The organism is Faecalibacillus sp. MSK20_93, from assembly GCF_020589945.1.
Taxonomy (GTDB): domain Bacteria; phylum Bacillota_I; class Bacilli_A; order Erysipelotrichales; family Coprobacillaceae; genus Faecalibacillus; species Faecalibacillus intestinalis.
In genome coordinates this window covers 1-20,415 of sequence record NZ_JAJDKA010000014.1, presented here as the reverse complement: position 1 = coordinate 20,415, position 20,415 = coordinate 1, and the positions used below count along the sequence as shown (strand labels likewise).

Genomic DNA, 20,415 nt, shown 5'->3' with positions numbered 1-20,415 from the left:
TATTACTCATTTAATAAGTTAGGATATTTAAATATTTACTATGAAATGAAAAAATGTAATTTTATATCTATTTATATTTATGAGTAAATTTATCTAGAAATAGTTTGGGAGTTAAATAATACATTTGTAATAATTTTTGAATCTCATCTGTATTATTTGTTGCATTGGAAATACTTGTCAAACTCTTAGTAAATTTTTTGATCGCGTCTCTAATATTATTCATCTCTTTTTCTCCTATAATAACCATATTACCACTAGGAGACGCATCATTAGCAAATGTATACGACTTATGAATTAAAATAGGAACATAGTCAATACTTCTATCCGTTGAACAATACTTATTAGTAAACCATTGCGATGATGATAATAACTGAGCACAATCGTCTTTAGATATTTCTTTACTAATTGCACCACTTTTGCATTCAATTACAAATGCCATATTATTATCAACAAACCAAAGATTATCTGGACCTCCATCACCATACTCTTTTTCTGGTCTACAAGAATCAAATCCTAGTATTTTTCCTAATTCATGTATCGCCTTTTCAAATCTTTTTGGAGCATTATAATCCACATCATTGGCGATGAATTTCAAATCATCCAAAACGCTTTCTACATATATAATATACCCATTTGAATCTTTACTTTTAATATTTTTATATTCTAGAATATTTTCAATCCTATCAATCATTTTTATATTTCTTATATTTCTTATACCATCCATTGGAATCAAAAGACTAGTATTCTTTTCATGCGCAGATTGCATAAGCTTATGAGCACTAGCTGGATCTTGTAAATAGAGATACTCTGCTTTTTCCTGCATAATCCAACCACAAGTATCTTTATCATCATTTTGCAAAAGTGTATTGAACGAAGAACTTGCTTCTTCATAATTATGTTTCAAAGCACAATTAAAAGCTTTTCTTTCTACTATTGCATCATTTGAGAAAGATAACTTACTATCATAATCAACTTTATTTAAATGTGACTTACCTATACTAACCCATCTCTCATTTTGTTCTAAACATAAATCAAGGGTTTCAATAATATCGTCTAAAGATTGATTATATAATTGATCATACATTGCTAACGATAACTCAAATTGTTTTTGTGTTGCTGGACTGAAATATTTATCTCCATTAGAATTATATATTATATTTATGAGATCTTTCCTCATTAATACTATTGAGCAATAGTCTTCATTTGATCGTACTCCTCTTCCCATACCTTGTTCTATTTTTTGAATCCTATTCTTAATGGTTTTTTCATTTAGATTTAAACAGGATTCTTTGATGATATCATATTGTTTTCGACCTGTAGGTAAACCATCTATTACTAAAATTCTACAACTATCATCTGGTAAATCAATACCTTCATATCTATTAACAACAACATCAAGACCTCTTGTTTTATCTCTTATCATATTTAAACTTTCACCTGTATAAATATGATCCGCAACATCATTCCAAAAGTTAGCTCTTATATTTGATGGAACAATTACTATCACTCTATATTTTTCAGATAATTCCTTTAATTTATTTTTTAATGATTCATCCGATATCTCTGGATTTAATGCTTGCGGATATAAAATCATCCTATCTCCTATATCAGACGCTTTTTTAGGAACTATAGATTTCTTTAAAATATCCTTTTCTACATCAAAATTAGAAATTAAAACACTATCGTCACTTAATGTTGCACTCATATATATCCTTCTTTTTGCAGTTGCAAATTTCTTTATTTTATGTATTGGTATACACTTTGGTGATATTTCAATGCGATCATTCGATATTGTACAATGGCATAATTCAAATATATTTTCTATTAACGGTAAAACAAAAGCATAGCAGTCTCGATATTTTGATATTAGATTCACAACCGCTTCTTTTTTATCTTGCCATTTCCAAAATGGAATAAGCATCGGCATAGCTAAAAAATCATTACCTACTATTTTATTAAAATTCATTTTATTTTGCCTTGCTAATTCATCTGCAAATAATAAAACTATATCGCTGTACAATTTTTTATTATCACTTCTATTGATAATTAAGGTACTTTGATCCTCTGCTATCTCCATACATCTATGTACATCATCTATCAAGAATGTTCCTACATCTATGTTATTTTCATATCTTAATCCAAAAATAGATTTTCCATTTATTAATTTATGCATTGTAATTATTAATATTGCTTTTTTTTGCATGAATTTTAAATCATTTGGATCAGTTGTAACATTTATTCCTAGATCTTTTGCTTCAGTTTCAACTTGTTCAACCAAATACTTATCTGGAACAATATATACACTTTTCTCATTCATTTCATTCATACAACTTTGTAAAATTAATAATGCAACTACAGTTTTTCCACTTCCTGTATTCATTTTTATAACGTTATCTTTGTTGTTTCTCTGATCAAACCATTTATCTAACACTTCCGATTGAACATCTCTTAAATAACCATTATATTTTTTCGATTTATTTAAAAGTGAATTAAAAATTGCCCGAGGATCTATCTCCTTACTATCTTGTGTCATAAGCATTGATAAGTCTATTACCATATTAACCTCTCCTCCTTTTTATAATAATATCATATCATTTTATTTTCCGCTTTGCTTATATTTATAAATATATTTTATGAATATCCAATTTATTAATATTTTTATTTTCTGAAAAATCATTAGAAAACAAGTTACAGGGATGATCTATCTGCACCATCCTTATGCACTTATATAATTACATCTATCCCAAGATAAAGATCAATTAAAAAAATACATATTAGATGTATTTCCGTTGTTTTCTCTTTTTCTTGGGATTTTTATTATGAGTTCTTCTTCTACAAGTATCTTTATTTGTTTTCTTACTGTTCTTTCTGATAGTCCTGTGTCATTAACAATTGTTTTAACCGATGGGAAACAAGACCATGTTTTCCTGTTTGCGTATCGTAGTAATGCTCTATAAACCATTCTTCCTGCTGGAGTTACATTTGCACTTGATACTTTTGTATAAAAATACATATAATCCTTATTCAACTTTGACACCCGCCTCATTTATTATTTTTTTAAGATCAAATTTTATATTGTCATCTTTTTCAAACTTACATTTTAAAATTGATGTGATCTTATTTATATCTGCATATTTAACTTCTCTTTGTACTCTTTGATTGACTTGATATTCCTTGTCCAATTTTATCTTCCACTTAATGAATAATCTTAAAACTGTTTTCATTGGATGCATTCCAGTCTTCATCAAAATAAAATGACCCTTTGGCATGCTCTTTAATTCATCTGTTGTCATAAGAGGTCTTTCTATCATTTGTAAAGACTGTGATGGATCATTTTTCCCTTTACTGACTGATCCACTCATAACAGTCTTTGACCCAAGATTTTCACTCATTACTTTTGCTGTTTCTGAATTAGGTGCAAAACCACCAAACAGTGTATCCTGACAGTTATCCACAATAATACTTGCTCCTTCTTTTCCATAATTCTTTTCTAACTGTGCTAATGATTGAATTATTGCTACTATGGAAATATTTCTTGATCTAGATGCCGAAAACATCATTTCTGCTGATTCGATTTTGGGAATAGTTCCAATTTCATCTAGATACATAATGACCTTTCTTTTTAATCTACCACCCTGACTATCAGCACAAGCCAACATTTCACGATAATACTGTTGAATAAAAAGAGAAATCAAAAAGTGTTTTGTGTTATCTTCTTCAGGCATTACTAAAAAGATTGCAGATTTTTCACTGCAGAATTTTTCTATATCAACTGTAGTTTCAAAACATAATATCTGTTCAATTTCAGAATCAATAAATGCATTTAAACGTGATAAAACAGTAGAAAGAACAGACATCATTGCCTGTTCTCCTGTATTCAAAGCAGCACCAGAAAACCACTTTGCTTTATGGTTATCAGGCAAATAATCAAGCAAGATCTGAAACTGTGTTTTCCCTTTTATTCCAGAAGGTTTTAACAGATCCTGAACAAGCTTAAATACACTGACGATATGTCTTTCTCCATCATCACAAAATTCAGAAATAATTAAAATGATACTTGTAAGAAGTCCCTCTGCTGAATCATAAAAGAATGAATTCTGACCATAGCTTGATGCACTTTCCCCATCAGAAAAGATAATTGTTTTAGCAATTATTTTGGCGTACTTTTCTGTTTTGGCTTTTAAAGACAAATCATTTCTGTTTTGTTTGTACTGATCCATATATTTATTGACCATATGAAGCATATTGTTCCCATCTGAAAAAAGAGGATTTCTTAAGTCAATAACTGAAATATTGTACCCATAATAGTCATGAGCAATTCCACCATAATTACGATACAGATCACCTTTTGTATCCGTTGTTATAAAAGAGACACCACTGGCACAGGCATATTCTAAATTTGGATATAAAAAATGGGCTGTTTTTCCAACACCAGCAGCACCAATCATCAATAAATGAATATCATCACAATCAACATATCCAAATGTTTTTCCAAAGTTTATTTTACTTCCTACAACCAATCCCTGTGATTTCGGAAGATCAATACCTTTTCTCCAATTCACACTGTCAAATTCAATATATTTCAAACTTTGATGAACCTCTTTATCTGTCGCAAATCGAGCTGTTCCATATTGTCCATCACCGACTGTTTTCGATTTGATCTTATTCAGATTATAGTTTCCATTAAAATACATAGCACATCCTATAAAAAGAAAGAATAAAATACCAAACGCTATAAATATTCCTTGTGATTTTGTCATTGTTTTTTCTCACCTTCTTCACCTATTCATTCAAATCCTTTCATTTGAAAAGACTCCTCATAATTTTCAACTGGTTCAACATATTCACTGATAATATTCAAAGCCTCATCATAGCTTTTCGCATTGAAAGTTATTCTTTCAAACATCTCGTTGGCTTTTTCTTCATACCCTGCACTTTTCAATGTTCTTGAGGCAATACCCATAAGATTAAAAATATTTCCATCTTCACCTATCATCTTTGCCTTTGGTCGTTCTTCTTCAAGAAGACCATATGCCTGTTTATTTTCCATAGCTTTATAAATCTCCCTTCTATAATGAACATCCATATAAAAAAGACCTGCAGATAAATTTCTACAAGCCTTTACTAGATTATTTCTGTTATTTTCTTTAACACAGTTTTTATAGTCAGCTACTGACTGACAAACATTTTCAAACATCTTTTTTGTATTGCCATTGTCCCTATAACTTCTATAATCCTGTTTTAAATATGACCAGACTGGTGAATTATCTGATAATGGATGAGAGAATCCTAAAAGAGAATGCTCATGGATCATTGTCATTTTTAAAAGTCTATCCAACTGTGCCTGAAACTTAAAATCATCTCGTGGTTCTTTTCCATTAAAAGAATAATAAAACTTGGCAAAAAGCGAATCAAATTCATCTTCTTGAAATTTGTCTTTTACAATTGTTTTAAAATCACTTTTGATATTTGAAACATATTTCATTGCTTCCTGATATTTGGGACTGTCCGTTGATTTAATAAATTCAACATTATTTTGTTCTTTCAGATCTTCATTAAAATCTTTATTTCTTGCTCGAATACATGAAATAGTGTAACTGCCTTTTTCATTTAGAAAATCACTTATTCTCTCTGCTCCTTCGATACCTGCAATATCATGATCCAGACACAAATAAATTTTATTAATATTTGGGTGAACATCTAAAAAATGATCCAGTCCTATTTTAGAAAGTCCATTCAAAGCAATATAACTGTTTTCCATCCAATTCGCTTTGTTTAAAGAAATATAGGAAAGCATATCAATAGGTGCTTCAAAAACATAAACCTTGTTGGATGATCCTTTATAATGAAACGGATATAATGGATCAGAGCCTTCTATATTTCCTCTAAATGACTGATTTTTACCATAAGTTGCAGTACCTCTTTTATGCCCATGACGAGCCACACCATTTTCATCCAAACCAACAAATACAGCATTGTGATATTCCTTATCTTCGTAGATCAAACCTTTTCTTACAAATTCATCAATGACTTCCTTATCAAGAAATCTTGTTTTCAAAAGATATCCATAGACCCTGTTTAAAGTTTCATTTTTTTCAGGAAGTTTAAATTCTGCCTTCTCAGTTTTTTCATAAGGAACTGACATTTGAAGATCACCCACATTGGATAGAAGAAATTCCACAGCCTGTTTAAAATTATAGTTAAAATATCTTTGAACAAACGCTATTGGATAACCACCTGCTTCTGCCTTCCAATCATAAAAGCGATTACCTCTTACAGTAATACTTGTATGCCTTGCCCATCTCATATCCTTTCCTGATTTTATGAGTGCTTCACCTTGCATTTGAAGAAAAGATGCAATATCAACTGAATTAGCCATTGCAATCTGTTCTTCACTGAACATTCGTGCCATTACTGATGCCTCCTTGCTTTTTTCTTTTTATTTTGCTTTTTGCCTTTGATTGACTTTACTTTCATAGACTCATCTTTTTGTATATGCTTAATACTTTTAATTTTATCCTTCATATCTTTCACCTTTTTCTTCAAATTAAAAACGAAGTGAATGATCATCTTCTCTATGTCCCGTTGCACTTCGTTTTCTTATTAATTTCTGTTTGAGTTTATGTTCGACTCCTGTAAGAATGGTATTCCTTATTGGCAACTCATTTTCAATGATTCTTCCAATATGACGAAACATTCTTGTTGTCATCATACTTAATGGAACTTCTTTTATATCATCTATATGATCTAAAAAATATTGAGCGTATTCATTTCCATTTTCAGCGGCCAATGTTAATAGTTTTATAGCTCTCTCTTTATCCTTTTCAACATCTTTTCCTAAAAGGTACATTTTGCCTAAATAATACTGTGCATATTCATTTCTATATTCACAAGCTTTATTCAAATAATAAATTCCTTGCTCTACATTCTTTTCAGTAACTTCACCTTCAACAAGAATTTTACCAATTTTAAATTGTGCTACTGAAAAATTTTCATTTGCCGACTGATAAAGATAATGAACATACAAATCATTATCTCCTAATTCCCTATAGATATTTGCTAGTCGGTTATAAGCAAATTTGTTATCACCACTTTGTTTATAACATTCTATTGCCTTATCCAAATCACGATCTACATAGAATCCATCATGATAGATTTTACCAAGTATATATTTAGCTAATGGAAGTTCACATTTTTCAAGCCATTCTATACTTTCTGAAATCATTTCAAATTCATTGTTTTTAATTGCTAAATTGATATCACCTATTTTTTTATAGTCACGCCTTATTTTATATTCTTCTAACAAACTATTTTCTTCATTAAATTCCATACCTGTTTCATTAGTCACATCATCCAATTCACTATTGCCGAAATTATGAATATCTTCAAAATCCTGCATGACCATATTTAAAATCATATTCTTGATGCTTTTAAATTCTTTTTGTTCAAGAAGTAGTAAACGTTCAAGGACAGTGTCATTATATGTCTCATTGACTTGTTGTTTATACAGATACCATTGTTCATATAGCTGTGCAATATTTTCATCCTTTTCAAGTTCTCTTAAAATATCGTTGATAATCTGCTTTGATTCCTTTGGAATATATGCATACATCATTCTTCCATGATAATCTTTCAAGCTCATTTTGAGTTTTAAAAGGTCATTAAAAATCTGTGAACTGTCAAAATGTTCATGATCCATTCCATTTAAAATTTCAACGACTTTTTCTTTACTGTATTTTTTTATTTCATCTCGATTGGCAGTCTGATTTTCATAAATATGTAAAAGATCATTTTTAAAAATACTTCCAGCATACTGTTTTCTGATTGACTCTATTCCTTTTTTAGTTAAATAACCCTCTTTAGGATTCTTTGAATAGACAACCATATGAATATGAGGATGATGACCTTCATTATGAAAAGCAGCAAACCATTTGAGATTGTTCGGATCTATCTTCATTGCCTTTGCCAGATCATTTCTTTTTTCCTGACAAAGTGACATCCAGCTTTGAACTGAATCAAAGCCTAAACGGGTAGCATCCTCTCTTTTTATAGAAATGATATGTGTCCAGACGTTGCCTTCATGTTCTCCTATTTCTTTGACAACATCATTCAGTTCAAATTGAAGACCTGCATCTGAAAACAAACCATGCTCACCAAGTTTTTCTACTCTAGGACGATGTGAAATATAATCTATATAATTTTCTTTTGTTGTAATATCATCAAGATTACTATCAATTACACTCGATATAAATTCACTGGCATTTTCTCTTGTTGGATTTTCTTTGAAATCATTATATTCAAACATTCCTGTTGCAGTTGGATAATCCTTTATAAGCTGTTGAATAAGTTTCTGCTGTTTCTTTGTTGCCTTCATATTTCCATAATCACTTTTAAACTTTTCTACACCTTCTCTAGTAGCGATATAATTCACATAATATTCTTTATGACTTTTACCTTTCATATATCCTGACTTAACAATAACTCTTACCATAATATTTACCAAATAAAAAAGGAAACCTTTTTAAAGTTTCCTAACATATACTTCCTATCTTCTATTAAAAAATACATCTGCAAGATCATATCCCAAATACAATGCCTCTTTAAAAATAACTATTTCATTTTCAATTTCTATTTCTGATGAACATCCTATCCATTCTTCATTTATTTTGTTTGCTTCTTCCTCGCCATATACCTGTATCAATGCCTTCATAATTTTTTTATGAATTTCATCTCTTATTTTATTTAACTCACATTTTTTTGAAGAATCTTTTCTAGTATTTTCATAGAATAAGTCATCTCCATAATAAAGTTGTTTTATAAATTCATCCTGTTTTGACATGTAGATCATTCCTTTCTAGACGACATACTATCACAACAGTTTTTATATAGCTATTATGAATCAGGAACCTTTTTGATATTTATTTATTTCTTCAAAACTTATCTTGCCATTGGTTGCTTTAACTTCATTCATACATTTCACTCTTAATTTTTTTAGAGTATCATTATCAACATCAGCTATTGCTGAAAGAACATTCATAACCATTGAAAGCTCTACTGTATTTTTATAAAGCAATTTTGAAATACGATCTTCACTTGATTTAACAGTTCCTTGAACTGCACTTGAAATAGCAACAGGCAAATACTGATTTTCCAACGTTGAGCGATTGTAACCATCATAAAACTTAATTGCTCTTTCAATAAACTCACTTCGACTTTTACTGTCATCCGTTTTTGTCATTTCATCCAGTCTGTCCATCACATCTTGACTTAGCCAGATCGTTGTTCTTTTCTTATTCACATTTTATTTTCCTCCAACAAAAAAAGGATACATCTGCATCCGTTTTTCTCTATTATATATAATTTTAAATTTATAAATTTCATCATTCTAATTACAATTTTACATTCATTTTTTCATCAAATATTCTTGAATTTACAAGCAATCATAAATTCCCGTAGCTATACAGTAGATATACTGTAGGTATGCATTTACTGACGAACTAGTATATTGACTTTCAGTTTTGTATAAACTATAATGTAGTTGAAAAAAGGAACTGCCAGTAAGCGGTTGTCCTTGGATTTTGTATTTTTGTTAAAATAACTAACTCATACTTTTCCAGAGGGTGAGGTAGTTATTTTTTTGCACTTTTATCTATAATGATAAGAAGTAACTTTACAATGATTCCTATAATAGACACAATAAATGCTAACGCTGTTAACACCACCATGACTGTTTCATATGTTGTCATTGCGCATCACCTCCGTTTTTCAGATTTTCCCAAAACTTCTAGGAATGTGAATTTCGAAGGATTGCGTACCTTCGTCATGACGACCAAGGATAACCACCTACCGTATACGGCTGTTCCATTTATGATTATAACATATCACATATTTTCAAACTACATTTTTCGTCAAAATTCTGCTTACGCTGTTTTTGACGACCTGTTATCTCCTGTTGTTTATAGGAGAACATTTAATATGCAACGCCACTATTGACGCACTGTCTTCAATAATGACGTTGTTTTTCTTTTGTGAACTTCTTTGAAACAACGGGCATTGCCCGTTGTTGTAAGGTGAAGCGACGTCGCTTCTTTAACCTGCACACGCCACATACTTAAAAATTGCCCTTATTTTTCAATCCAAATTGGATATTCTATCCATCTGTTTTTAAAAATCTTTAAAATAAGGGCACACGTTTTTAAACAAATAAAATTGGCATACTTATTCCATATTTCTATAAAAAGCGCACACGATCAAAATTTACCGCCAAACACTCCTTGATACATTGATTTACGGATGTTCCTCAATGATCGTTCTAGGCTTTTTACTAACGACAGGTTCATCTCCTTCTAATTCTTCAATGAATTCTCTAACCTCTGGTTTGACGTGCTTTTTATAGATTTGATTCAAGCTTTCCATAATTTCTACTTCAAGTGTTGTATTTTTCTTTGCAAGGTTTGAGTTGATTGCTCGAACTCTTGCTTCAGGATATTTTATTTTTATCTCTTTTTGTTTAGCCATTTTTAAAACCCCCTTATCGTTATTTCAATTTTTTCAAACACTTCTTGCTGCTCGATTTCTTCTAATTCATGAAATCTTTCTTTATATTCATTGACCTGTTCATCGGTTAAAGAAACTAGATCTTCTGATCCATCATCTCCTGCAATAAAAAAAGTGCCAGCAATAACATCTCTGCCAACACGTCTGTTTGCCTGTAAATTCATGAGTTTTCCTTCCTCGTTACAGACAAGAACAGTATTATTATCCAAGTCGATTTCTTCAATCAGACCACCAACAACTTTTTGCATATCATCCAATGTATTTTCTATATATTCAACCTTTGGTTCTTTCATCGGCTCAACAACGAGTACACGTATTTTTTCATCGGCTTCTCGTATTTTCTCTTGATTTTGAACACTTTCAATAACATAGAAGCTGTCTTCACCTACGATAAGACCTAAACTTTGTCCATTATCCCACTTCATATGGATTGTTCCAATATCATCAACTGTTTCTACAGTTCCTAATGTTCCAGAGGGTACAGGATGGTGAGGATCGTCCATAGAATTGAGCATGATCCTTGTTCCCTTTGGATATTTCTGTTTGATTTCCTTAATTTTATCTTGATTCACTTTCCTCACCTCCTTACATTTGCAAACTAAAATTTACTTTATTTTCCTGTTCAAGATTCAACAGATCAACTTGAAAGTTCTCTTTAATAAACTCATTGACTTTGCCTATTGGATGTCCTATATCTCCATCATCGAAATCACTTTGAAGTTGCATCGCAACAGAATTGATAAGTTCCATAAGATAATCTCTGGAATATTCTGTATTAGGAAACACCTTGTTGATATAAATACCATTTGTATCAAACAGTACCAAGCCATTATGCTTTATAGAGATTTCAAGATTACCAAACATCCCTGCATTCTGTACAAAGTTTCCAATTTCTTCATACTGAAGATCTATACATTTTTCATGATCTGTTTTTAAACAGCCAACATATTCTGTATGCAAGTAGTTCTTTATAAATTCATTTTGTTCATTCATTGCTATCGTCCTTCCATCATATTCAGTCTGTAATAACCACTCCAGTAAGACACAGTATTCATGGCAACATTGCTGTCGTTACTGTTTTCATGTATCCACACAGCTTCACCTTTTGCATTCTTTCCTGCATAGATTCCCACATGAGTTGTCTTTCCTGATTTGTTAATTAAAAAGGCAAGATCACCCGCTTTGAGATCTTGCTTTGCTATTTTCTTGCACATTTTTATCTGTCCTGATGTATTTGTATTGCCAAGATTATTGTTCATAACAGTCCAATAGACCCAGTCTACAAAATGTGAACAGTCCAGTCCTTTTTTATTTCTTCCTTTGCTGTCTGGAGCAACAGTTACTCCAAAATCATTACCATCATATCCTGCACACTTGGCAGAACCACCCCAGTAATAAGGTATCTTTCCAACAGCATCCGCAGCCTGCATCACTATTTTCTTTCTGATTTCACTTGTATCTTCAGGCATATTTTTAATCAGTTCATCCATCTGCTCTTTGGAAAGTGTTGTGACTGTTTTTCCGTCATTTCCAATCAATGCACCATAACAGGTTTCCATTGACTTTTTTGTATCTTTCAGCAGTTTTTCATTCAGGTTCTTTTCTAGACTGGCATAGATGACGGCGTTTACAGAAGTAGGGACTTTGACTTCTTCACCCTCTGTAAAACTATTGACCCATGCTTTTGCCATTTCATCTGAAAATACCTTATGCTGTGAAGAAACCATATAACCAATAAAATAGCCTTTGACCTGATAAACATTAAGTGATGATCCATTTGTAAAAGTCTGATTAATTTTGTCAATATGGCTGTCAATCAACACAAGTCCATCCTGTATTTCCTGAACATATTGCTTCATTTCACCTGTAAGTTCACTAATTGGATTGCCTTCAAACAGATCCGTTACAAGATTGTGATTGAATGAAATACCATCTGAAAAAATAGCACCAATTAAAACAGTAATAGCAACAAATGGTGAAACAATAACAACAGCTACATTTCTGACAAACTTCCTGCCATCATCACTGCTAAAAAAAGACAGAGCTAACTTTATAAGTTTTGTTTTCATTACTGTCTGACATCTCTATAACCATAAGGATACATTGCTGCTTCTGTTTGATTTAAAACAGCTTCTTTCATTTTTTTAACAGCCTCATCTAAATACTTTTCATCAAGAGAACAGTCTTTATATCCTTGCTTGATTATTTCATAGTATTCCTTACCTGGTACTCCATATTCATAACCATCATTCATCACATAAACCATCGCCTCAGTTGTAATTGTTCCATTAGAAATTCTTAAATTTTTCTTTTCGTAGAGGTGTGGATAACCTTCATAGCGATCAAGGAAATGCTCATCGTTTTCTGAAATTTCCCAAATACCTACAGGTACTTCCATTCCCTTTTTTGGTTCTACAGTCGCAACTGCATTGCTTTTATTTCCTCTAAACACCATTTCATAATTTGACAACATACCTGTTCCAACCAGTTTAGCATCTGGACATCTGTGTGCCATCTGCTCCCTGTTTAAATTACTGCCATAAGCCACATAATATTTCATCTTTTTCTGTTCCTCCTTTACATCTGTTGCATGTGCATTCCAATTTCTTCTCGAACATCTTCCAATGCTTCATTATTTGTTTCCTGTGCACTTTGCAATCTTTCTCTTTGCATAACTGCCTGTTGTGGATCTTTCCATGCAATACATCCATCTAGATTTTTTAAAAGATGATGTCGTGCTGTTTTAAATTCATCGCCAATAAGTCCAAGTCGTAAAAGCCAAGTCCTGAACGTATATTTCTCATTAGACGAATGTGTCTTAACTCTGCTTGCCTTATTTTGAACCAATGCCTGATGAGATATTGCCAAACAAAACTGGATATAGGTCTTGATTTCACCTGCATGAAGTGTTCCGTTAAACATCCGAAATTCTATTGTTCCTTTTGAAAAAACACTATGAAAATTTAAGGCATGATACCTCGAATCATCATAGTGTTCGTATTTTCTGCTGGTATTTCCGTCATACCAGAGATTTTCAACTTCCTCAATATCTTTTGGCTTTTTTCGATTGAGCATTTCTAAAAAATCATCATCTATTTTCTTACAGAATCGTACTTCTCTTTGCGGTCTTACCTTTAAAGCTTTAAAGATAAGATCCTCTTTTGAATACATAATATTTGCTATATTTCTTAATGATCTGGCAGTGTGTTTTGAAGCATCCACATGAATGTGAATCCCACAGCTTTCATTGACTTTAGCATGACCATTCCTTCTTAATTCACGAACAATGCTCTGTATCGTTTCAATATCTTCATAATGACAGATAGGCGAAACAACCTCAACTTTATAATCAGGATCATAATCAAATCGATTTCCACATTGTGGTGTAATACTGGCATCTCGTACAATTTTCCATTTTCTTCCGTCTTGATCACAAACAGAATAGGTATCATATACACCACGTTCATGCCTAAAACCTGTATCAAAATGTTTAGCAATAATCAAAGCAGCGCTTCTTCTTGTTAAGCCCGTCATTTCTATTTCTATTCCAAAACGCTGACTTTTCATGGATATTCATCATCCTATCTTCCGCCTTTATCACCAAACAGTTTTGATTTATAATCTGGTGCATGAACAATAAGGTTGTATCTTTCACTTCCACATTTATAAAGACAGGCACCTCTTTGCGGATATTTAATAAGTTCATATTCACTTTCTTCAAGCTGTAACGTATCGATATAAAACCTTGCATCCGTATTTCCTGCATTGAACAGGAACGTATGTGTTGGTATTGAAAACAATGGTTTTGTTAGTTCTCTGATTCCTTCAATATTGAAATCTTCCAGATTTTGAGAAGCTAAAATAACAGAACTTTCCTTCTTTCGAACACGCTTCATAAAATTTCTAATGTATTCTACTGCTGTTGTATTCGTTAAAAAAAGATAAAGTTCATCAATTGAAGCTACCGTATATCCTCTTTTCAACAGTTCATTGGACATATAGGAAAGAATATTAAAAAGCATCGCATCTTTTAAAGACTTATTTGCCTGCAAAAGATCCTTAACGCCAAAAGTCACAACCTTTTGTGAATGAATATTGGTATGCCCATTAAAGAAACGACTGTCACTTCCCACACATATTGAATTTAATAAAAGTAGTATTTCTCGCAGTGATTCTCTTGTATAAATGTTATTTCTGTTTGTGTTGTAATGTTTGTATTCTTCATCAATGTAATCATAGAGATCACTCAATATAGGGTAGTCATCATGTTCTAGAACACTAAGATCTGTCTTTTCATTAATGTTGAACCTTTGATAGACCTTTACCAGCATAATTTCTAACGTATCGATTTGCTCCTCTGTAAACGCCTTATATGTCTTGAAAAAATCCTTTAAAAAGGAAATATGCTGTGCAAGAACCGTTGATTGTTTGAATGCAACAGGAACATCATCTTCACCTGAATCTTCTATATCCTCTGACCATTGTTTTGGTTCAAGAACATTAATGATATATCGTCCTGCCATCATATCAATAAAAACACCGCCAAGATTATGGGTTACTTCTTCATATTCATGTTCAGGATCTAGCGTTATTAAAGACATTCCCTGTTCTCTCAAATTCAACAGTAAAAGTTTTAAAAGATACGATTTTCCCTGTCCTGAATTTCCAAGAATAAGAGCATTGGCATTTGTTCTGTCGTCACTTCTTTCATTGAAATCAACAATAATATTGCTTCCAAATTTATCGTGACCTATATAGATTCCATGCGGATCTGTCTTACCTGAATAGTTAAATGGAAAAAGATTTGCAACACTCGATGCTGGAAGAACACGTTCAAACTGCTCCTTGAATCCATCATAGCCCGATGGAATAACCGCTAGAAATCCTTCTTTCTGTCTTAAAAGAAGACGATCAACATTCAACTTGCTTCGTACAAGTTCTGTCATCATTTCAGTCTGAATAAGTTTAAGCTCATCATAGCTGTCAGCAATCAACTCAAAATAAACAGCACAGTGAACAAGTGGTTCTCTGTTTCGATGCATATTGGCAATCAGCTCAATAACATCATTAAGATTGCTTTGAGCAGTTACTGTTTCTTTTAGATCTTGCGTATTGCTTTGTCTGAGCCTGTTTTTATTAGCTGCATTTCCAATGATCTTCTTTTCTTCTGCAGAAGTGACCTGTCTGGCATAAATATGCAAGGTGACTCCGTCTTTTTCACCCATATAACGTAAAAGTGCCTGTTCATCTGTAGAGGTTGGATACTCTCGTAATGCCCAGACACTTCTGTAGCTGTTGCCACAAATAAAATATTCTGTATAGAAACGTATTGTTGAAGGTGCAATCATATCAAGATAATCCTGCACTTTGATTTCTTCTTCATCTTCAACTTCAGCCTTTTTGAATTTACCAAATAATTTATTGAACACCATCATACCACCTCTTTCCATCATAATCTTCAAACTGACTTGTTGTAACATTCTGTTCAAAATAGACAGCCAACATTCTTTTAATCATTTCCTTGTCTGCTCGTGTTACAGAGATATTTTGCATACGAATGAGTTTTTCAATACGATGGATCAAAGAATGTACTTCTAACTGATCATCAGGTTTTATACGAACAGCGATCAGGAAAAGTCGTGCTGTTGCTGTCTGTGTTTGAATCTTATCCAAATGATACAGATCTTCTTTAAGAAGCTTGATAACAACTTCTTCTGTTTCTTCCTGAATTCTTTTTTTCAGAAAATATTTGTTTTCTTCAAAATTATCTCGACTGTTCAGACAGATAATTTCAATATCATTTAGTCCTTTTACAACATTTGTAAGTGCAAATATCTTTGCACCTATGTTTTCTTTTGACATAACAGAAAGATTTTGTGGCTGAACAACAAAAAAGACGACTTCCTCTCCATTAAACAGTTTTAAACTGTAATCGGTAATCGTCTTAGTATTGATCAGCATCCTTGTACTGGATACTTTTTTATTTTTCTTTGTTTTCTTTTTCACGGTATCTTTCTTCTCTGTTTTCTTCTTTCTTTTCATCATAGCCTCCATTTCTTTTTCCTGTTTTCTGTATTCAAGGGTGTTTTTATTTCACCTGTAAAATGCCATTTATATAGCTGTTGTGAAAATATAAAGAAGGCAAAGGCATATGATAAAAAATCAAAGATACTGGTATCAGCCATACGGATAGTTAAAAAAGCATAGCACCCTACTAATGCCATTGGCATATAAAAATTGGCATGAGAAATGGCAATCACTCCAATGATTGCCCCCACACCTACGATTCCAATATCTCTTAAATACCATAGCCATAATGTTGCCTTCCCTTTTAAATTATCGGGATACATATACATTTTAGTTCAACCTCATTTCATCATTCATTTTTCTATCGACCTGTATATAGGTCATCCATTTCTTTTCATAATAATGCTGTTCAAGATAGCGATACAATAACAGATTCACCCACTCATCATATTCTGGAACTTCTTCATAAAGAATGATTGGCTTTGAACATTGCTGTACGATTTGAACTTTTTCATCACAAATCGCATCAAAAACACAGTCCTGCCAGACACCCTTTTCTTCTGTTTCTTTTACAAGTTCATCATCAACTAAAATCATTCCACTTAACAAATTTGTATTTAAATTATCAACATCATATGTAAAACAATGCTTTTTCCCAACGATACCTTCATACTTGCATGTTGCAACAAACCATTTATATTTTTTCAGTTCTTCGATAGTCATGCTGTACCTCCTACAACAGAAATACCAAATAAGCAGGAAAAATGCAAGATGATTATTAGCTTCTGTTCATAATTGTTTTTGTAATATTCATAGCTGACTGAGCCGCATAAACAGTAGACATGATATTTGCTTTCATGCTTGTATCAAGTCCAAACTGTCCTGCAATTCGTGGAATTTCACTTGCTGCCAGTATCAAGCCGATTCCTAAAAGACAGTTTTCTTTCATAACACCCAGACCTGCAATTAAAATGACTGCCTGTAAAAATGCAGTAAGACATATACCAATGATCTGCTTGCACCATTGAATAAAACCATCTGTATAGCCACGCACAATTGAAAACATATAAAGCGATCCTACTGCAATCATTACTAAAAGGATACCTCCTCTTTTTAGATTTGCGAAGAACACTTTGATAATGGAATAGCCCATCATAATCAGCAAAAAGATAAGCAATACCGTTCCAAGCGACAGCTTTTGCATATATGACAGTGACTTAATTGCTGAATCACCTACAGATTGACTTCCTACAAGTTTAGCAAGTCCATTGGACATGGTTACCTGTAAAGAAATACAGAATTTATACAATTCTACTGGCAATACAGTAAACAAAGACACAGCCATAAACCCTTTCATAGCATTAAGACAGGCATCTTTGATACTGCCACGACCATTTTGATATTCAACAGCAATTTCAAATACTGTAACGACCATTCCTGAAACAAACAGCGCCCATCCAAAAAGTCTAAACAGTTCAATAATGGCTCTTACAAAGTCATAGTCAAACAGATCTGCTCCCATTGATCCCATCATGCCAAAGAATTCACCTAAAAATTCAAGTAGCTTACTGTAGATCCAATCAACGATCTGACCCATGACCTTATCTGCGACAAAATCCCATAAAAACATAATCTATTCCTCTATAGGACTTTCCAGATATAGTTTGGTGCAATCAAGGAAAATGTTAAACACGCAAACAGTATTGCTGGTGTTGTCCAATCAAACTGTCCTTGTTTTCTGTAATCAAAATATGCCATTGCAAGTTTAGCAAAGAAAAAGACAGCAAGTATGATATCAATAACAGGAAACACAACATTGTTGACAATATTTTTAATCTGCGACTCCATTTGTTTCCAAGCCTGCTGGATAACACTTGAAACATCTCCTGCCGCATAAGACTGTTTCATTGTTAATACAAGCATTATTAAGATAATCATCAAACAGATAATGACCTTTACTTTTTTATTCTTTAAAATTTGTACCATTGTTTCCTCCTTTTCTAAACAGCTTCTTCGATTGTCTGTTCATTTAATAAATCTACAAGATCCTTTGCAAATAATCCTAAATCCACATTTTGCTTTAAAAGACAGGTAATCATATCTTTTCCTAAATAACTCAACACATACTGTGGATTGGTAATGACCATTTGTCCCTGTTCAACAATGATCTGAATACTTTCATAGTCCAAATGACACATATCAAATACCCTTTTGGGAATGCAGTAAAAATCTTCATCGAACAGTTCTTTTTCATTTTCTGCAGTTACTTTAAAGCACTTGTCCTTGATACCATCTTCCTGAATCAAACAGACTGTTTCACCTTTTCTTAACAGCAACTTGTTAACTAAACTTTCAGGAAGGGTCACTTTATTCCCTTCCTCAAGTTTCATCTGATACTCATTCATCACTTTCATCACCTCCATCCTGCTCAAATAAATCAAGCTGTTTCTGTATTCCTGAATTCTTCATAGGATTGTAATTGGAAATCAACACTTCTGGAAACTGTGAACTCTTATCATAACGAAGAGCCATATTGTTGATTCTTGAAAATCCTTCAATATAAAAATCCTTGTACAGATCTCGTATAAATTCACAGTCATTATAGGAAAGCAGGAACTTCCCCTGTATTTTCTTTAAGGTATCCCTTAAGCGAATGTGATCTTCCTTTGTGAATACGACAGAATAATGTCCTTCCGTTTCATAGTAGGGAGGATCCAAATAAAAAAAGGCATCTGATCGATCATATTGAATAATCAGTGCCTCAAAATCCTTGTTTTCTATAACTGTATTTGCTAATCTATCGCTGATTTGCCAGACCGTATTAAATGCTTTACGCACATCGTAAGGTCGACATCCAAAAGTTTTACACCCTGAACCATAGGAATATCTGACAAGCTTAAAAAATGCAACAGCAAGTTTTACATCCTGTTTTTCAATTCGTTCTTGCTTCATGATTTCCATGATTTCTTCTTGCTGAAGTTCGGTAAAATAAACCTTTACCTTTTCCATTTCTTCCTGTAAAAATTTATCTTCCACTCTTTGCTTGGTTATAATTTCTTTATAAAGATTAAAGATATTTCTTCCGTTTTCAGGAAGATAACCAAGTTCCTGAATAAAAGCCAATGGCTGATCTCTTACAACCGCAAACATATTTGAAAGGTTGTTATTGAAGTCATTATAGACCTCAAACTTATCTGGCTTTTTTCCAAACAGTACCCACCCTCCTCCACCAAACACTTCAATATATCTTCCATAGCTTTGTGGAAATCTTGCATAGATCAGATCTCTAATAGACTTCTTTCCACCTACCCATGAAATCAAACTGTTCATTTTCATCTTATAGTCATCACCTCCTTCAAAATCATTTTTCTTTGTTACAGACAGATACTCTTGAATGAAAACCATTCGATATCTGCAATCCAGTATTTATAGACAATGTAAAGAAAATAGGTAATGAAAATGACTAACAACATAAACATTACCTTCTGATTCCTATTCATCTTTACCTCTTTTGATTTTACAGATCACTGCTGCAATTAATAATCCACTGGCAATTAGTAACGCACTCAATGATTTATAGTCTGTATCATCACCTGTTTTTACAACAACAGGTTTTGCTTCATCTTTCATAACTACTTTTTGAACTTCTCCTGTATCAGAGATTGTAAATTCAACATCACTTGCAACATTGTAACCTGCTGGTGCTAAATCTTCATGAAGCACATAAGTTTTTGAAACAGTTAATCCTTCGATTCGATGTGGTTCTTTTCCAGAAATCCATGATTCAACTACTTCACCTGTTTCCTTGTCTTTTAAGGTAAGTTTAGCTCC

22 protein-coding genes are annotated in these 20,415 nt (G+C 32.4%); all 22 read right to left on the bottom strand.

The window, feature by feature from the left end:
- Positions 1-67: 67 nt before the first annotated feature.
- On the bottom strand, positions 68-2,557 hold the full coding sequence (locus tag LJD34_RS06015; RefSeq protein ID WP_227359422.1) for a DEAD/DEAH box helicase family protein: 2,490 nt from the start codon (positions 2,555-2,557) through the stop codon (positions 68-70).
- Positions 2,558-2,755: 198 nt separating this feature from the next.
- Positions 2,756-3,037 carry a helix-turn-helix domain-containing protein gene (locus tag LJD34_RS06010; RefSeq protein ID WP_227213440.1) on the bottom strand — a complete coding sequence of 94 codons (282 nt, stop codon included), beginning with the start codon at positions 3,035-3,037 and terminating at the stop codon, positions 2,756-2,758.
- Positions 3,021-4,760 (bottom strand): VirD4-like conjugal transfer protein, CD1115 family, encoded by a 1,740-nt coding sequence (locus tag LJD34_RS06005; RefSeq protein ID WP_227359421.1) that lies wholly within the window; start codon positions 4,758-4,760, stop codon positions 3,021-3,023. Before LJD34_RS06005 ends, LJD34_RS06010 begins: the two co-directional genes overlap by 17 nt.
- A 26-nt stretch (positions 4,761-4,786) precedes the next feature.
- Entirely contained in the window at positions 4,787-6,412 is a 1,626-nt protein-coding gene (locus LJD34_RS06000; protein WP_117832925.1) for a DUF3991 domain-containing protein, read from the bottom strand.
- A 135-nt stretch (positions 6,413-6,547) separates the two neighbouring features.
- Positions 6,548-8,491, bottom strand: coding sequence for a MobP3 family relaxase (gene mobP3, locus LJD34_RS05995; RefSeq protein ID WP_227359420.1), 1,944 nt, complete (start codon positions 8,489-8,491; stop codon positions 6,548-6,550).
- Between the two features lie 54 nt (positions 8,492-8,545).
- A complete protein-coding gene (locus LJD34_RS05990) occupies positions 8,546-8,839 on the bottom strand; it encodes a hypothetical protein (RefSeq protein ID WP_022001019.1) in 294 nt (97 codons plus the stop codon).
- Positions 8,840-8,899: 60 nt separating this feature from the next.
- Positions 8,900-9,298: a ribbon-helix-helix domain-containing protein gene (locus LJD34_RS05985; protein WP_032089689.1), complete on the bottom strand. Its 399-nt coding sequence runs from the start codon at positions 9,296-9,298 to the stop codon at positions 8,900-8,902.
- A gap of 989 nt (positions 9,299-10,287) precedes the next feature.
- Positions 10,288-10,518, bottom strand: coding sequence for a hypothetical protein (locus LJD34_RS05980; RefSeq protein WP_117576125.1), 231 nt, complete (start codon positions 10,516-10,518; stop codon positions 10,288-10,290).
- A 2-nt stretch (positions 10,519-10,520) separates the two neighbouring features.
- A complete protein-coding gene (locus LJD34_RS05975) occupies positions 10,521-11,129 on the bottom strand; it encodes a DUF4314 domain-containing protein (protein ID WP_117844942.1) in 609 nt (202 codons plus the stop codon).
- A 13-nt stretch (positions 11,130-11,142) separates the two neighbouring features.
- Positions 11,143-11,550 carry a hypothetical protein gene (locus tag LJD34_RS05970; RefSeq protein WP_227359419.1) on the bottom strand — a complete coding sequence of 136 codons (408 nt, stop codon included), beginning with the start codon at positions 11,548-11,550 and terminating at the stop codon, positions 11,143-11,145.
- 2 nt (positions 11,551-11,552) lie between these two features.
- On the bottom strand, positions 11,553-12,626 hold the full coding sequence (locus LJD34_RS05965; protein WP_227359418.1) for a C40 family peptidase: 1,074 nt from the start codon (positions 12,624-12,626) through the stop codon (positions 11,553-11,555).
- Positions 12,626-13,117 carry a gamma-glutamylcyclotransferase family protein gene (locus tag LJD34_RS05960; RefSeq protein ID WP_227359417.1) on the bottom strand — a complete coding sequence of 164 codons (492 nt, stop codon included), beginning with the start codon at positions 13,115-13,117 and terminating at the stop codon, positions 12,626-12,628. The genes LJD34_RS05965 and LJD34_RS05960 overlap by 1 nt, the downstream gene beginning before the upstream one ends.
- A 17-nt stretch (positions 13,118-13,134) precedes the next feature.
- Positions 13,135-14,124 carry an amidoligase family protein gene (locus tag LJD34_RS05955; RefSeq protein WP_227359416.1) on the bottom strand — a complete coding sequence of 330 codons (990 nt, stop codon included), beginning with the start codon at positions 14,122-14,124 and terminating at the stop codon, positions 13,135-13,137.
- Positions 14,125-14,138: 14 nt separating this feature from the next.
- On the bottom strand, positions 14,139-15,986 hold the full coding sequence (locus LJD34_RS05950; protein WP_227359415.1) for a VirB4 family type IV secretion system protein: 1,848 nt from the start codon (positions 15,984-15,986) through the stop codon (positions 14,139-14,141).
- The gene (locus LJD34_RS05945; protein ID WP_052010810.1) at positions 15,976-16,599 is read right to left on the bottom strand and encodes a hypothetical protein; all 624 of its coding nucleotides are present in this window, start codon (positions 16,597-16,599) and stop codon (positions 15,976-15,978) included. Before LJD34_RS05945 ends, LJD34_RS05950 begins: the two co-directional genes overlap by 11 nt.
- Entirely contained in the window at positions 16,599-16,913 is a 315-nt protein-coding gene (locus tag LJD34_RS05940; protein ID WP_022001030.1) for a hypothetical protein, read from the bottom strand. Before LJD34_RS05940 ends, LJD34_RS05945 begins: the two co-directional genes overlap by 1 nt.
- 1 nt (position 16,914) lies before the next feature.
- Positions 16,915-17,307, bottom strand: a complete 393-nt coding sequence (locus tag LJD34_RS05935) for a hypothetical protein (protein ID WP_106988547.1) — start codon at positions 17,305-17,307, stop codon at positions 16,915-16,917.
- 55 nt (positions 17,308-17,362) lie between these two features.
- Positions 17,363-18,181 (bottom strand): conjugal transfer protein TrbL family protein, encoded by an 819-nt coding sequence (locus LJD34_RS05930; protein WP_412531082.1) that lies wholly within the window; start codon positions 18,179-18,181, stop codon positions 17,363-17,365.
- A 44-nt stretch (positions 18,182-18,225) separates the two neighbouring features.
- Positions 18,226-18,570 (bottom strand): DUF3852 domain-containing protein, encoded by a 345-nt coding sequence (locus LJD34_RS05925; protein WP_022001033.1) that lies wholly within the window; start codon positions 18,568-18,570, stop codon positions 18,226-18,228.
- Between the two features lie 14 nt (positions 18,571-18,584).
- On the bottom strand, positions 18,585-18,998 hold the full coding sequence (locus tag LJD34_RS05920) for a hypothetical protein (RefSeq protein ID WP_227359413.1): 414 nt from the start codon (positions 18,996-18,998) through the stop codon (positions 18,585-18,587).
- The gene (locus LJD34_RS05915; protein WP_227359412.1) at positions 18,982-19,920 is read right to left on the bottom strand and encodes a DNA adenine methylase; all 939 of its coding nucleotides are present in this window, start codon (positions 19,918-19,920) and stop codon (positions 18,982-18,984) included. Before LJD34_RS05915 ends, LJD34_RS05920 begins: the two co-directional genes overlap by 17 nt.
- A gap of 156 nt (positions 19,921-20,076) precedes the next feature.
- A partial coding sequence (locus tag LJD34_RS05910; protein ID WP_227359411.1) for a SpaA isopeptide-forming pilin-related protein occupies positions 20,077-20,415 on the bottom strand: 339 nt, incomplete at its 5' end.

Excerpts from the sequence above, each read along its gene's own strand:
- mobP3 (WP_227359420.1), bottom strand. The coding sequence starts at position 8,491 with ATGGTAAGAGTTATTGTTAAGTCAGGATATATGAAAGGTAAAAGTCAT.
- LJD34_RS05965 (WP_227359418.1), bottom strand. The coding sequence starts at position 12,626 with ATGAAAACAAAACTTATAAAGTTAGCTCTGTCTTTTTTTAGCAGTGAT.
- LJD34_RS06015 (WP_227359422.1), bottom strand. The coding sequence starts at position 2,557 with ATGGTAATAGACTTATCAATGCTTATGACACAAGATAGTAAGGAGATA.
- LJD34_RS06000 (WP_117832925.1), bottom strand. The coding sequence starts at position 6,412 with ATGGCACGAATGTTCAGTGAAGAACAGATTGCAATGGCTAATTCAGTT.
- LJD34_RS05945 (WP_052010810.1), bottom strand. The coding sequence starts at position 16,599 with ATGAAAAGAAAGAAGAAAACAGAGAAGAAAGATACCGTGAAAAAGAAA.
- LJD34_RS05925 (WP_022001033.1), bottom strand. The coding sequence starts at position 18,570 with ATGGTACAAATTTTAAAGAATAAAAAAGTAAAGGTCATTATCTGTTTG.
- LJD34_RS06005 (WP_227359421.1), bottom strand. The coding sequence starts at position 4,760 with ATGACAAAATCACAAGGAATATTTATAGCGTTTGGTATTTTATTCTTT.
- LJD34_RS05920 (WP_227359413.1), bottom strand. The coding sequence starts at position 18,998 with ATGAAAGTGATGAATGAGTATCAGATGAAACTTGAGGAAGGGAATAAA.
- LJD34_RS05960 (WP_227359417.1), bottom strand. The coding sequence starts at position 13,117 with ATGAAATATTATGTGGCTTATGGCAGTAATTTAAACAGGGAGCAGATG.
- LJD34_RS05915 (WP_227359412.1), bottom strand. The coding sequence starts at position 19,920 with ATGAAAATGAACAGTTTGATTTCATGGGTAGGTGGAAAGAAGTCTATT.
- LJD34_RS05990 (WP_022001019.1), bottom strand. The coding sequence starts at position 8,839 with ATGTCAAAACAGGATGAATTTATAAAACAACTTTATTATGGAGATGAC.
- LJD34_RS05980 (WP_117576125.1), bottom strand. The coding sequence starts at position 10,518 with ATGGCTAAACAAAAAGAGATAAAAATAAAATATCCTGAAGCAAGAGTT.
- LJD34_RS05935 (WP_106988547.1), bottom strand. The coding sequence starts at position 17,307 with ATGACTATCGAAGAACTGAAAAAATATAAATGGTTTGTTGCAACATGC.
- LJD34_RS05940 (WP_022001030.1), bottom strand. The coding sequence starts at position 16,913 with ATGTATATGTATCCCGATAATTTAAAAGGGAAGGCAACATTATGGCTA.
- LJD34_RS05955 (WP_227359416.1), bottom strand. The coding sequence starts at position 14,124 with ATGAAAAGTCAGCGTTTTGGAATAGAAATAGAAATGACGGGCTTAACA.
- LJD34_RS05970 (WP_227359419.1), bottom strand. The coding sequence starts at position 11,550 with ATGAATGAACAAAATGAATTTATAAAGAACTACTTGCATACAGAATAT.
- LJD34_RS05930 (WP_412531082.1), bottom strand. The coding sequence starts at position 18,181 with ATGGGTCAGATCGTTGATTGGATCTACAGTAAGCTACTTGAATTTTTA.